General features: G+C 37.3%; 17 protein-coding genes. 6 read left to right on the top strand and 11 right to left on the bottom strand.

Annotated elements, in window-relative coordinates; translation table 11 throughout:
• The first annotated feature begins 35 nt into the window (after window positions 1–35).
• From P0077_RS18590 to P0077_RS18570, 5 genes are read left to right on the top strand one after another with little or no spacing between them, the layout of a single operon-like run.
• The gene (locus P0077_RS18590) at window positions 36–614 is read left to right on the top strand and encodes a TetR/AcrR family transcriptional regulator (RefSeq protein WP_276166698.1); all 579 of its coding nucleotides are present in this window, start codon (window positions 36–38) and stop codon (window positions 612–614) included.
• A gap of 26 nt (window positions 615–640) precedes the next feature.
• Window positions 641–1,273 (top strand): NAD(P)H-dependent oxidoreductase, encoded by a 633-nt coding sequence (locus tag P0077_RS18585; protein ID WP_276166697.1) that lies wholly within the window; start codon window positions 641–643, stop codon window positions 1,271–1,273.
• A 14-nt stretch (window positions 1,274–1,287) separates the two neighbouring features.
• Window positions 1,288–2,283 (top strand): NADP-dependent oxidoreductase, encoded by a 996-nt coding sequence (locus P0077_RS18580; protein WP_276166696.1) that lies wholly within the window; start codon window positions 1,288–1,290, stop codon window positions 2,281–2,283.
• 31 nt (window positions 2,284–2,314) lie between these two features.
• Window positions 2,315–3,475: an iron-containing alcohol dehydrogenase gene (locus tag P0077_RS18575; RefSeq protein WP_276166695.1), complete on the top strand. Its 1,161-nt coding sequence runs from the start codon at window positions 2,315–2,317 to the stop codon at window positions 3,473–3,475.
• Between the two features lie 28 nt (window positions 3,476–3,503).
• Window positions 3,504–4,181: a type 1 glutamine amidotransferase domain-containing protein gene (locus P0077_RS18570; protein WP_276166694.1), complete on the top strand. Its 678-nt coding sequence runs from the start codon at window positions 3,504–3,506 to the stop codon at window positions 4,179–4,181.
• 62 nt (window positions 4,182–4,243) lie between these two features.
• On the opposite strand, the gene P0077_RS18565 is transcribed toward P0077_RS18570, so the two are convergent.
• The 8 genes from P0077_RS18565 to P0077_RS18530 form a co-directional block, all read right to left on the bottom strand.
• Window positions 4,244–4,633, bottom strand: coding sequence for a RidA family protein (locus tag P0077_RS18565; RefSeq protein ID WP_276169230.1), 390 nt, complete (start codon window positions 4,631–4,633; stop codon window positions 4,244–4,246).
• A 159-nt stretch (window positions 4,634–4,792) separates the two neighbouring features.
• The gene (locus tag P0077_RS18560) at window positions 4,793–5,362 is read right to left on the bottom strand and encodes a Crp/Fnr family transcriptional regulator (protein ID WP_276166693.1); all 570 of its coding nucleotides are present in this window, start codon (window positions 5,360–5,362) and stop codon (window positions 4,793–4,795) included.
• A 51-nt stretch (window positions 5,363–5,413) separates the two neighbouring features.
• Window positions 5,414–5,650, bottom strand: a complete 237-nt coding sequence (locus P0077_RS18555; RefSeq protein ID WP_276166692.1) for a YgjV family protein — start codon at window positions 5,648–5,650, stop codon at window positions 5,414–5,416.
• Window positions 5,647–6,129: a MarR family transcriptional regulator gene (locus P0077_RS18550; protein WP_276166691.1), complete on the bottom strand. Its 483-nt coding sequence runs from the start codon at window positions 6,127–6,129 to the stop codon at window positions 5,647–5,649. Before P0077_RS18550 ends, P0077_RS18555 begins: the two co-directional genes overlap by 4 nt.
• 227 nt (window positions 6,130–6,356) lie before the next feature.
• On the bottom strand, window positions 6,357–7,022 hold the full coding sequence (locus P0077_RS18545) for a DUF4405 domain-containing protein (protein ID WP_276166690.1): 666 nt from the start codon (window positions 7,020–7,022) through the stop codon (window positions 6,357–6,359).
• A gap of 170 nt (window positions 7,023–7,192) precedes the next feature.
• Window positions 7,193–7,918 (bottom strand): siderophore-interacting protein, encoded by a 726-nt coding sequence (locus P0077_RS18540; RefSeq protein WP_276166689.1) that lies wholly within the window; start codon window positions 7,916–7,918, stop codon window positions 7,193–7,195.
• A 284-nt stretch (window positions 7,919–8,202) separates the two neighbouring features.
• Window positions 8,203–9,003 (bottom strand): alpha/beta hydrolase family protein, encoded by an 801-nt coding sequence (locus P0077_RS18535; protein ID WP_276166688.1) that lies wholly within the window; start codon window positions 9,001–9,003, stop codon window positions 8,203–8,205.
• Window positions 8,990–9,544: a DUF4269 domain-containing protein gene (locus tag P0077_RS18530; protein ID WP_349292963.1), complete on the bottom strand. Its 555-nt coding sequence runs from the start codon at window positions 9,542–9,544 to the stop codon at window positions 8,990–8,992. The genes P0077_RS18535 and P0077_RS18530 overlap by 14 nt, the downstream gene beginning before the upstream one ends.
• A 422-nt stretch (window positions 9,545–9,966) precedes the next feature.
• Here P0077_RS18530 and P0077_RS18525 point away from each other — a divergent pair, with 422 nt between their 5' ends.
• Window positions 9,967–10,890, top strand: a complete 924-nt coding sequence (locus tag P0077_RS18525; RefSeq protein WP_276166687.1) for a sensor histidine kinase — start codon at window positions 9,967–9,969, stop codon at window positions 10,888–10,890.
• 152 nt (window positions 10,891–11,042) lie between these two features.
• Here the strand turns inward: P0077_RS18525 and P0077_RS18520 are convergent, their stop codons facing one another.
• The 3 genes from P0077_RS18520 to P0077_RS18510 form a co-directional block, all read right to left on the bottom strand.
• On the bottom strand, window positions 11,043–11,786 hold the full coding sequence (locus P0077_RS18520) for a CPBP family intramembrane glutamic endopeptidase (RefSeq protein WP_276166686.1): 744 nt from the start codon (window positions 11,784–11,786) through the stop codon (window positions 11,043–11,045).
• 101 nt (window positions 11,787–11,887) lie between these two features.
• Window positions 11,888–12,424, bottom strand: coding sequence for a GNAT family N-acetyltransferase (locus P0077_RS18515; protein WP_276166685.1), 537 nt, complete (start codon window positions 12,422–12,424; stop codon window positions 11,888–11,890).
• A gap of 272 nt (window positions 12,425–12,696) precedes the next feature.
• Window positions 12,697–13,188: a hypothetical protein gene (locus P0077_RS18510; protein WP_276166684.1), complete on the bottom strand. Its 492-nt coding sequence runs from the start codon at window positions 13,186–13,188 to the stop codon at window positions 12,697–12,699.
• Between the last annotated feature and the right edge of the window lie 19 nt (window positions 13,189–13,207).

Genomic DNA, 13,207 nt, shown 5'->3' with positions numbered 1-13,207 from the left:
TTTTTGTTCTTACCTTTGGACCAGAATTAGAAATCATGGCAGAATTAACAAAGAGTCAAATTAAGAGAAATGCACTGGTAAAAGCTACCATAGAGTTGGTAAACAACAGTGGTTTTCATGCGGCACCTATGTCCAAAATAGCTAAGATGGCCAATGTGTCCCCTGCTACTATTTATCTCTATTTTGAGAATAAACAAGATTTGGTAAATCAGGTGTATATAGAAGTAAAAGCAGCCTTTACAGCATACGCATTCGCCACTTTTGATGAAACAATGGATGTTGCGGAGGGCTTTGAACTCATTTGGAAACGCATAGCCGATTTTAAACTTAAGGAATGTGAAGAAGCTATGTTCCTTGCTCAATGTGACAACACTCCTATAATAGATGAACCTAGCCGTATGGAAGGTATTAAACATCTACAACCTTTGTTGGATCTATGGGCTCGTGGCAAGGCGGAAGGCTCTATTAAACCCTTAGATGATTACATCTTATATGCATACGCCATTAACCCGCTTTCTTTTCTGATGATCACACAAAAACGAGGCTCTTTTCAACTGACGGAGGAACATTTAGAAGAAGCTTTTCAGTCGGCTTGGAGCAGTATAAAAAAATAAATACAACTATCTTAAAATACGATAAAATGGAATTACTTGATAAATTAAATTGGAGATACGCTACAAAAGCAATGAACGGAAAAACCGTTCCGCAGGAAAAAGTTGACCGTATTTTAGAAGCGGCGCGCCTTGCCCCTACTTCTAGTGGTCTACAACCTTTTGAGATTATTGTAGTAAAAAATCAAGAATTAAAAGAACAAATCAAGCCTGTAGCTTGGAACCAATCCGTAGTTACGGATGCATCACATCTATTGGTATTTGCCGCTTGGGATACGTATACCGAGGAACGTATCAATAAAATGTTCGACCTCACCAATGAGATTCGTGGTTTTAAGAACGAAGGTTGGGAGAATTATAGAAAACAATTGTTAGGTATATATCCACAGAGAGATGCCGAAGAAAACTTTCAACATGCAGCAAGACAGGCATACATTGCCTTTTCACAGGCTATAACCGCTGCCGCCTTTGAGGGAGTCGATTCTACACCAATGGAAGGTTTTGACGCAGATGCGGTCGATAAAATTCTTGGACTACGCAAAAAAGGCCTGCGCAGCTGTGTACTGTTGCCAATAGGGTATAGAGATGCAAAAGAAGATTGGTTATCCGACTTAGTAAAAGTAAGAAAGAGCACTGAAGATTTAGTAACAGTTTTGGACTAAAAATGAAGAAAAACATGAAAACAATTTTATTAAAAAATAGACCAAAGGGAAAACCTTCGGTATCGGATTTTGAATTTGTTGAAGAGGATGTCGCATTAGACATAACGGATGGGGAAGTTCTTTTGGAAACCGTTTACGTATCAGTAGACCCCTATTTACGTGGCAGAATGAATGACAGCAAATCATACGTTCCTCCTTTTGAATTGAACAAACCCGTTCAATCAGGTATAGTGGCAAAAGTTGTTGCATCTAAGCACAATGAGCATAAAGAGGGCGACTACCTTTCCGGCATGCTAGATTGGAAGACCCAACAGGTTTCCACTGGAGAAGGTCTTAATAAAGTAGACCCCAATAAAGCACCCTTGAGCGCCTATTTAGGAATTTTGGGTATGACAGGATTAACGGCATACTTGGGTCTTACAGAAATAGGAAAACCCAAAGCCGGGGAAACTTTAGTGGTTTCCGGTGCAGCTGGCGCCGTGGGTAGCGTAGTGGGCCAAATAGGAAAGATTCTAGGTCTTAAGGTCATTGGTATTGCTGGTAGCGATGAAAAGGTAGACCTACTGAAAACGAAATTCGGTTTTGATGAAGGTATTAACTACAACACTACCGAAGATATGACCGCAGCTATCAAAGAGGCGGCTCCTGACGGAGTTGATATTTATTTTGATAATGTTGGCGGACCTATTTCGGATGCCGTTTTGTTCAGCATCAACAGATTTGCGAGAATAATTATCTGTGGGGCCATTTCGGTCTATAACAATACTGAACTGCCCAAGAGTGTTAGTGTGCAACCCTTTTTAGTAAAGAACAGTGCGCTTATGCAAGGTTTTATTGTTTCAAATTATGCGGAGAAATTCCCAGAAGCTATCAAACAACTGGCTACTTGGTTAGGTGAAGAAAAATTGACCTACAGTGAAACTATCGTAGAGGGTTTTGATAATATCCCTCAAGCATTCATCGATTTATTCGATGGAAAAAATAAAGGAAAAATGGTCGTTAAAATATAACGACAGAAACTATTGAAAAAGAGAATACATTATGAATAATTTTGAATTTAAGAATCCCACTAAAATTATATTTGGGAAAGATACTATCCAAAAATTAACCGATGAGATTCCATCCGATGCTAAAGTATTACTGCTTTATGGAGGTGGAAGCATCAAAAAGAATGGGGTTTACGACCAAGTTAAAGCTGCACTGAGCGAAGCTGATGTTGTTGAGTTCGGTGGAATTCCTGCCAACCCGGAATACGCTGTTTTAATGGATGCCCTAAAGGTCATCAAAGAAGAAAACATCACCTATCTTCTTGCCGTTGGTGGAGGTTCCGTAATTGATGGAACTAAATTTTTATCTGCTGCTGCAGTTTATGAAGGTGAGGAACCGTGGGATTTTGTAAGAAAACGAGAGCCTATGAAAAAAGGGATGCCTTTTGGTACCGTTTTAACCTTACCGGCTACGGGTTCTGAAATGAATTCCGGTACCGTAATCTCTAGAAAGGAAACTCAAGAGAAATTAGCGTTTGGAGGACCTGCCCTATTCCCGCAGTTTTCCATTCTTGACCCACAGGTGATTACTTCCATTCCAGAAAGACAATTGGTAAACGGTATAACGGATGCTTTTACCCATGTTCTTGAACAGTACATGACCTATCCGGTAGGTGGATTTTTGCAAGACCGTTTTGCCGAAAGTATTTTACAGACGCTTATTGAGATAGCTCCAAGAGTGATCAAAGACCCTAGCGACTATGAAGCTGCAGCTAACTTTATGTGGAGTTGTACCTTGGCATTAAACGGACTTATCCAACAAGGGGTTCCTGGTGATTGGGCCGTTCATATGATGGGCCACGAGCTTACTGCCTTGTTCGGGATAGACCACGCTAGAACATTAGCCGTTGTTGCCCCAAGTCACTACAAGTACAATTTTGAGGCTAAAAAGGAAAAATTGGCCCAGTACGGTGAACGTGTTTGGAATATTACAGAAGGTAGCATTGACGATAAAGCCTATGCGGCTATAGAAAAAACCGAAGCTTTCTTTAAAGAGTTGGGTATCGATACCAAATTATCCGATTATACTTCGGAGTACGAAGGTACCGCTGAAAAAATTGCCCAACGATTTACCGATCGTGGTTGGGAAGGTCTTGGCGAGCGTCAAGCATTAACCCCAAAAGATGCAGAGAAAATCGTAAAAATGGCATACTAGCCATAACAGTAACTTAAAAACTATATACATGAAAATATTATTCGTTTTGACCTCTCATGATAAATTGGGAGATACAGGGAAAAAAACAGGATTTTGGGTAGAAGAATTTGCCAACCCGTACTATACTTTATTGGATAAAGGAGCCGAAATAACTTTGGCCACTCCAAAAGGTGGTGCAGCTCCTATTGATCCCAGTAGTGATGCTCCGGATGCGAGTACTGCGGATACCGAGCGTTTTAACAATGACCCCGTTGCTCAAGAAAAAATCAAGAATACAAAGGTATTGGCGGATATGAATGCCGATGATTTTGATGCGGTTTTCTACCCTGGTGGTCACGGTCCGTTGTGGGATTTAGCAACAGATGCTCAATCTAAAGCCCTGATCGAAAAATTCAATACGCAGGATAAACCTATTGCTTTTGTTTGTCATGCCCCTGCTGCTTTGAAAGAAGTAAACGGAAAAGACGGTAACTCAATTGTGAAAGGTAAAAAAGTAACCGGATTCACAAACACGGAAGAAGAAGCAGTGCAGCTTACTAATGTTGTTCCTTTCTTGGTAGAGGATATGTTACAAGCAAATGGCGGAATCTATTCTAAAAAAGAGGATTGGGCCGCTTATGCTTTACAAGATGGCAATTTGATAACAGGTCAAAACCCTGCATCATCTGAACTAGTAGCCGAAAAACTTTTGGCTAGCCTAAACTAAATTGTAGTTCCCCCAATAGTAAAAAGCTTACTGGTTTATCAGTAAGCTTTTTTGTTTTTATGCTACCTTACTACTGTTGCTTCTAATTCTACTTTCAGCGTTTCAAATAGACTTTTCACTTCTAATAACGTACTTGCCTGTTTCATACCTTGCTCGTTTACCCAATCTTGGAAAATATCAAAACAGCTAAAAAGCTCCTCCGTAGAGGTTGTATAAACATTTAGCCTTACTATATTTTCACAGCTATAACCAGCATCCTCTATAACCTTTTCTAAGTTTTGAATTGATTGTTTAAGCTGACTTTTCATATCGGCCGTGCTTGTATTACCATCGGCATCTATGGCGGTTTGACCAGATACATAAAGGGTTCCATGAACATCTGTTACTTCAACAGCCTGTACATAACTTCTTTGGTCTTGCCACTCCCAAGGGTTAATTGTTCTTTTTTCCATTGCAATGTTTTGTGCGGCCAATGACATTCCACTTAGCGTTAGAATTGCCAACATTCCGCTTTTATAGTTCATACCTATTCATTAAAATCCTATTACAAAGATTCAAACAAGAAAAGGGTTAACATGTGACAAACATCACAATTACATTCAATGGAAGAATTAAGAAGAAAGCCTACTGAGCGTTTCCCGAGAAACCCCCAAATAAGATGCTAAAAGAGTTTTAGGTACGCGTTGAAACAAGACCGGATGTTGTTTTAGAAGCTGCTCGTACCTTTCCGTAGCGTTAGAAGTTAGAAAAGATAAGACTCTATTTTGTAAAGCAATATGACCAGAATGAGACTTCTTTAAAAAGAAATGCTCCATTTTAGGCAAACCCGCAGCGAGTTTATTATAATTCTTTAATGAGATGACAAACACCTTACTGTCCTCAATACATTGTAAAGATAACTTGGCCCTATTTCCAGAGAAAAACGCAGAAAAATCGCTTTCCCACCAGTCTTCCATGGCAAAAGATGCAATATGTTGCTTTCCGTCTTCATCCTCTAAAACCAGTTTTAACAAGCCATACACCACATAATAACATTGTGTTGTTTTATCCCCTGAACGGATAAGAAAATCATTTTTTCTATAGTTTTCAATCAAAAAATGAGATAGCACAAATCTGTACTCCTCATCTGTTAAGTGTACTACTTCCTCAATATGCTTCCTTAACTGGTTCTCGGCGGTCATAATCTCATTTTGGCTTTACCTATATTTTAAAGCTTGTTCCGCAAGTTAGTCTTAATGGGTTTTATTTATATGATTGTCTTTTAACTTCTTTAAATGGTACACATGAATAATACAGAAAACAACACCGGCAATAATTAACGGGCCGGATTTTAAGAATAGTCCGTAAATAATATAGAAAAAGCTGGAAACCAGGTGCCATATTCTAAATGACCCCATTTCTTTTTTGGTTGCCGCAAAAAATCCCGTACCAATCGCAATATATCCCAATATTTCAGCAAGCAGGTTCATCTCAAATCTAAATTGTTTAATGTTCGTTCCTTATAACTTTTCTTACTTATCTTAATTTCCATCTCTTTTAATTCCTTAATAAAATGCGGACTGTTGGCTACCAGCTCTTCGGTCGTTTTCATTCCAGCGTTCCAGTGTTTATGGAAAAGAGGTAGCTGTTTTTTGGATTTCTCAGACAGCTCTAGCAATTGTCTTCTCAAATCGCGATCATCTGTTCTGGTGGTTACATATCCCTTTTTCTTCATTTTGTTGATAATCTTGACACATGCGGGATGTGACATTCTCAACTCTTGCGCTATTTCCGTAATGGTCATGGACTCATGCTCCTCTAACAATAAGAATATCAAATGCCAATTAGGCTCAATATCCAAACCCACCGTTTTGTAGTAATCTCTTGTGCTATAAAGGATTTCATCACTCAATCGCTTGATTCTACTTATTAATCCTGCAAATTCTATCTCTGATAAATAGTCATCCATAGTCATATATGTAACTGGTTACTCAAATATAAAAATAATATCGTAACTGGTTACATAAATTATCTAAAAAAAGACGTCTTTATAGAATGTACTTTATAAATCTATTGTGCTTAGGTATAGAATTAAGCCCTTTTTATTCTCTTCTTAAGTCTAAGAATACCTCCCGTAATCAATGCTGGAATAGTCATTAGAACCGTAACCTTCACCATGGGAAGCACGTATCTCATTCAAGTTTTAGGACGACCCTCAGAAGTTTCATTTTGCGCTCTTTCCGTCACTTCTTTTGTGATTCGCAGGCTATCTGCCCACTCGCTATAATCTAAAATATAGATCACAAAAGACATAAAAATACTGAATACAATTATATACATCAATTGGCGCGAACTCGTACCTAGAATTCGTTTGACATCTGTTAAATGATGTATATCGCTTTTAAACTTAAGTTTCTTAAAGGCTCCAACAATCCATTTCCAATGCAGGGCAATGTGTACACCTAGTAAGGCCATAAATAATGTAGCACTCACATCGTGAATTTTAGACCAAAATGCATCCGGTTCAAAATGGATACCCACCAATGGTAAGGCGGATTCCGATATTACTATTCCGGAAACGGTAACAACCACCATAAATAGATATAAAATCCAGTTGAAAACATAGTCAAAACGAGTCTTATTAGGCTGTTTCTTGAAAAATTTATTGGAATTTGCACGAATCCATTCCCAATTAATAATAAGATGCAAAAAGAAAGGCATAATAATGATAAAACTTGCCCATTCATGAATAGGTACACCCGTAGTTTGAGGAATTAACACAAGAATCATCAAGGCAAAAAAGAAAATATCTACATATACCCTTACTTTAGAAGTTTTCTTCTTTACTGGATTTTCACTCATTTTTTTATGTATTAGTTTTTACTTAAGGTTTTTGATCGAACCTGCAAAGATGTGCCTTAATAACATTGGAATAAAGGTCAAAAAACGGTCACAGATGGTAAATCTGTAACCAGGGGTTCGTTTAGACAATAATGATCAGTACACCCCTACTGCAAATTGAATACAGAAAACTATTCCAACCCCTTTTTACCAGGATTCCAAAAAGGTTTTGTTTTAATTTGTTTGGTATTCCAGTTCAGTTCCTTTCTAAAATATTTGTTCAAAGCCACACAAACCCTACTGTCTCCTGCAATATAGACCATCTTTTTACCGGACATATTAGGGAGCAGTTTTTGCAACACCTCACTAAGAACTGCTGTTGGGTTTTGGTCCATTTCATAAAAATCGAAAGGGACGGTTCCATCTACATCTGAAAACAATTCACTCAGGTCTGAAGTATAAATAAGGCTCTCTACCTGCTTCGCATTACTCAAATGGCGGTTAATCATATAGAGGTGGGACAATGCCGATAAATCACCGATCATGAGGTAACTGTCCGCTGTATCATCCAGAAGGAAGTTCCCTTTTTTCCATTTAAAATATACTTCATCGCCTACTTGGCAATTTCCGGCCCACTCGGCCCCAATACCTCCACTATGAGTGGCAATGGCTAGGTCTATGGTTTCATTTTCCCGGTCTATATACCAAATACAATAACTTCTTACTTTATCTTTAAGTCCAATTTCATCCTTACCGATACCTACTCCTAATCGGATAAAATATCCAGGAACAAAATCCACATTTTTTATGTGCTCACTCCGTATCCTAATTTTAAAAACAGATTCCGACAGTTGGGTCTTCTGTACAATCATTCCTTTTTCAAGTACCTTTTTAATAAGGGTTTCCACTAATCCCATTCTATTCTTTTTTTTTAGATTCATAGGTAAAATCGCCTATACTTACACCAATCTACTGATTATCAACACCGTATTACAAGCACACCAATATTCAATCATCTGTTCTGGGTTCCTACAGATATAAAGTAAAACCAAAACCTTCTACTATTTAAGGTAAGAGGTGCTGAAAAAGCCGAAACCAAATCTCTTATTGGACGTTTATTTTTGTTTAAAGTTTAACCGGATACCCACTTTATTTACTTCTTTTTTTTGAGATTGAAAGCTGAAGCTGCAGATTCTATTAGCTACTTATGGTATCCTACGCTTTCTAAAATGAAATCTACAATTGGGGATGGATTTTCTAAACTATGCGGGTGATGCCCTACCCCCTTTTTTCCGATGAGTTCAATAGAACCTCCCGCCTCTTTAAACTTTTCCGAAAGCCTAGCGGTATTTTCATCATAGGGAACCACTACATCTGCATCTCCATACACATGCATTACGGGAATACCTTCCTTGGCAACTTCTACTGCATTGTTGATAGGAATATCTGTAAAGTCTTTAACTGAAACGCTATCAAGTTGATACGCTGCCAAACAAAGTTTCCAAGCCTCTGGACTACCTTCCCCATTGTACATTCCTCCTGGCCAACTTTTAATATCGCAAACGGGAGCATCCGCATAAATGCTAAAAACTTTATCCGTGTTTTTCGAGGCCCAGTTGTAAACGATCAATCCACCGCGACTCATTCCCTCTAAAACCGCTTTTCGGTTTAAATCGTACGTGGAAACACAAAATTCATAAAAGTCGTTCCACAATTCTACCGCTTCATTATTTCCGAAAAAGTTGGCAACGTCCACATAAACCACATGAAAACCTTTATTTAACAACGCTTTATCTAATTGTGGCTCATGCCCCCAGAATCTTGCTCGCCAAATCCAGTAGTGGTTGGCGTGTGCTTGTTTTGGAAATACAATTTTGGCATCACGACCTTTAAAAGAGAATTCCTTTACCGTATAATCCGTAAAAATTGTATCCTGCGCAAATACAGAAAATGAAAGAAAACAAGTGATTAAAATTAAGATGAGGGCTCTACTTTGATTCATGTTTCCAGTTTAAATTATCTTCCAGTTTTAGCAACTCTACATACGGATCTCCTTTAATTCCCAAGAGTTTGGCAAAAGCAGGTTCCGTTTTTAGACCTTTTGATTTTAGCTCTATAATGGCCTGTCTAAAATCACTGCCCTTTTTAAGTATCAGTCTATGCTCAATTATCATATGCCGGTAGGCATTTTGTTTTTCAGTGGGTAGGTTTTGACCAAAAATCTCAATTTCAAAGTTATCCAATTTAAATATTGCTACCGTGGTGTCCATTCCGTTTTGCGTTGCAGTGGTCAAACTAAAATCTTTTTCCTTTCCAAAATGCTTCTTTAAAAAACCCTCAAACTCCCTATGGTCCGTACACTGGCAAATTATATCCAAATCACTTTCCGGCAGATCTATTTCAATCGGAATAGTACCCGTTAAAAGAGGGCTATACTTTTCTAGTTTCTCAAAAACCTGGTGTTTTACTAGTACAGCATATGCCGATTGTTGTCTGCTGTTACCTTGTTTCAGGTAATCAATATTTTTAAAATCGATGATCAATTCTGCTTCTCTTTTAATTCTCGAAAATAGTCAATTTGGAGTTTAGCGAATAACTTCAGGTTACATTAAAACCAACGGTAACCGGCTTATAAAACAATCTTAAAGCCAGCCGGCAGTATTTCTCTTCAATGATTTCTATCCACTACAGTGAAAAACCGCTAGAAACAATTTTAGCTAAAGAAAATCAACTCAAACCTTTACCACACTAACAAATGCACACGCTTTATGTTAAAGAATGCCATTTTTAATAAGAATAGGGTGTTTATCATCTATTGTAAAGACAATAATGCTAATTTACAATCCGTTTAATTCTAGCTTGATAGTAAATCCGTTCAAGGCAATTAATTTGTACTGTGCGGTGTACGTTCAATTTTTGATAATTAATATTGAAGGAATTAAAACCCCTGAAGAAGTTTTATAGAATGTCCCTACCTATTGAAAAATTAGAGCGTATTTTAAGCAAACCACATAGAATTGTGGTAGTTTCCGTACTATTTTCCATCTCTTTATTTCTACTATCCGCTTGTTTCATTAAGGTTGCTAATTTTGTTTACGGTTTTACGCTTGCTTTTGTAATGCCCATTATCATTTCATATCCCATATCTCTAGTGGTGATTGGTTACACCCGAAAGATAAAAAGACAAAAACAGGAACTTACCAAGCTAAATACCATCAACAAAAAGCTTTTTACTTTAATATCCCATGATATAAGAAGTCCTATTGCCACTCTTGAGGGGTTGGTACATTCTATGGCGTGCAATGATTTTGACAAAGAAACAGAAAAGGAGTATTTAGCGCGATTATCAAAACATATTGGTAATCTAGATCTATTCCTAACGGATCTACTACAATGGTCACAAGATCAAATCCAGAATAAACCCGCTAATTTCACCCTATTCATGTGCAAAGATACCATTACCCAAATGGGCGGTTTGTTTGAAGGTATGCTACTGGAAAAACAAATAGATTTTACTATGGAAGGTATTGATAATACTATCTATGCCGACGAACAAAATTATGCTTTTGTTGTTCGGAACATTCTGCACAACGCCATTAAGTTCACCCCAGAAAAAGGTAAAATACATATTTCCGTGAAGGTTAAAGAGGATGAAGTCCATACCATAGTCCAAGATTCAGGCACAGGCCTTTCCAAAGAGGAAATAGATACCATCTTTAAGGGTGAACAGCTCTTTACCCAATTGGGAACGTTTGATGAAAAAGGAACAGGTTTTGGATTAAACGCCTGTTTGGATTATTTAAAGAAGAATAAGGGTAGGCTAGAAATTACAAGCGACCCTGTTAAAGGCGCTCGGTTTTCCATTGTTCTACCTAAATCGGCTTCCTAGGTTAGGAAAAAACCAATTACAAGCTAATTTTATTAGCTCCTAAGAAGGTAAATACCCTGTTTTTTCTGAACGAAGTAGTTATGTTTTATTGAGGTTTACTCTTTTTGTCATGGGCACGAGCGTGACACTAGAAAGCCTTTGTTTTCAGTAGATTACAGCAAGTAAAATATACTATAAATCATACCTAAATTGAACCCAGCATGACAAATTATAGAACCCCACAAAGAATCTGATGAGGTTTTCATTCTAAAAAAAATGAGGCTGACAACAAACATTCCCAAAACCCATATCAGTGTGGGAATAATATAAAATTGCCATCTACCATCTATATACAACAATCCAAAATGAGCTATATATGTAAGCGCAAAAGCTGAACTATCTATTAGCGATGCTTTTCTTTCTCCAACGGACTTCGCGAAAGCTCCATGAACAATGCCCCTAAAGAATAACTCCTCTCCAATAGGACTAAACATCATACCCGTACTTGCCATAATTGAGAACAGGACAAGCTTATCTTCAGCTGAAATTATAGCAGGAATTTGGTATGATTTACCAATATATTCATACCAGTTTTGAAAAGAATTGCCATATAGTTCCTGACCTAAAAAGTAAAGTAAAAAACTAAAAGCAGCCCCTACTCCTAAAGCCAATGCCAATGCACCCCATTTCTTAGTTGCTCTAAAACCAATCTTATATCTTCCTCTTTTATTTAAGAAAATAAATGGGACTAGTGCAGAAACAAGCATAATAGCACCAATAGGACCATAATTACCCGTTTGGTTGGCTTGTAAAACCAGTAGAAAACGTGGTACACAAATCAGTATAAGAAGAAACAACCCGAATTTCCAATCGAATTTAAAATACCTATTCCAAAATGGTTTGAGTTCAGCTTTCACTTTTTCTTCATCTTTGATGGTATTTTTACGCTAGCACAAGCATATTTCTTTTACTTTTCCTCTTTTTAACTACTGATAATTTTAATAATCTACAGCTCACATCAAATCTCTTTAGCCATTCGGTACATACCTCTCATAGCTTCATGCATAAAGTCCGAATCAAAACTAAAACTATTCACCTTTTTAAAACCCAATTTCTCATAAAACCGAAGTGCTTGATCTTGCGTATCCATCACTTCTAGCCATAAGGTTGATTTTTCCGTAGTTCTGTATTCCCTCTCTACCCAAAGGATGAGCGCTTTGCCAATACCTTTTCCTTGTAGTGACTGGTCTAAATAAATACGTTGTAGTTTGGTTCCGTTAACTGTATGGTCAGGAGGCAAAGATTCATTTAGAAGTACTTTTAAAATTCCCGCTTTTTCATTTTTATAGGTGATGAAAAAGTATTCGGAATTTGGTTGACCAAGCTCCTTCTCTAAATTCTCTTTAGCGTATAAACTGTTTATATACGAAGCTCCCTTATCCGGCCACAAATGTGAATAAGCAGGCGGATATATAGTACACATTAAATCATATAGCTGTTGATATTCACCTATCGTAATAGGTTTTAAATATAGGTCTACTGTTAACTTATGCATTTGAATAGTCCTGTTCTAGGTTACTAGACTAAAATACGCTTTTATGGGGTAGTAATCAGTTGCGAGAATGATGCCTCCAATAGCCTGGGTAGATTTGAAACTATTTTCCTTAAAGAGTTTTCGCTAAATAGTTAATATACAAACTCTTAGGTTACATTTTTTTCGCGCTAGCGTAGGCATATTGTTTGTGCCGAATTGTCCTCATGCTTTTATGCTATTTTGCCCTATTAGTTGTGGGTACGAGCGTGACCCTCGCACTAGCGGGTTTTTTTTCAATATAGCCTTTCAAAAATCCGATAGACCACATTAAATTCAGGTTTATTATCTGTAAAAGCTGCCGCTGGCCCAAGTGGGTTTCCAATGGCTAAAATCCCATATTTCTTATTAAATAAAATTGGACCCATTCCGTCTATTTCGGGTTTTATATGGACATAACTATCAAATCCATAATTTGAAATATCTCGATTAATTAAACGATTATCTTCTTCCTTTTTATAACCTGTAAATCCTAGGATTAGCTCCGATTGAGACTTGTTATAGTGTGCTTTAAAATTTCTTGTAGTGTCTATTTTACTTAAGTATTCATATTCGATAACCGAATCACCAATTGTTTTAATGAGCTGATATTCCGTTCTGATTTTCAAGGAATCATTTGAAATTCCAGAAAGAAATCTTGTTTCAGAAACTGTTCGTTTCGTGTGATTACCGTCAGAACAACTTACTAATATTACGGTGAGCAGTATTATAGAGATAACTTTTTTCAAAATGTTTTATAACTTTTTG

Origin of the sequence: Zobellia alginiliquefaciens (genome assembly GCF_029323795.1) — a bacterium.
Lineage (GTDB): Bacteria > Bacteroidota > Bacteroidia > Flavobacteriales > Flavobacteriaceae > Zobellia > Zobellia alginiliquefaciens.
Note: the sequence above shows the minus strand (reverse complement) of the source record. Positions and strands in the feature narration are given on the sequence as shown.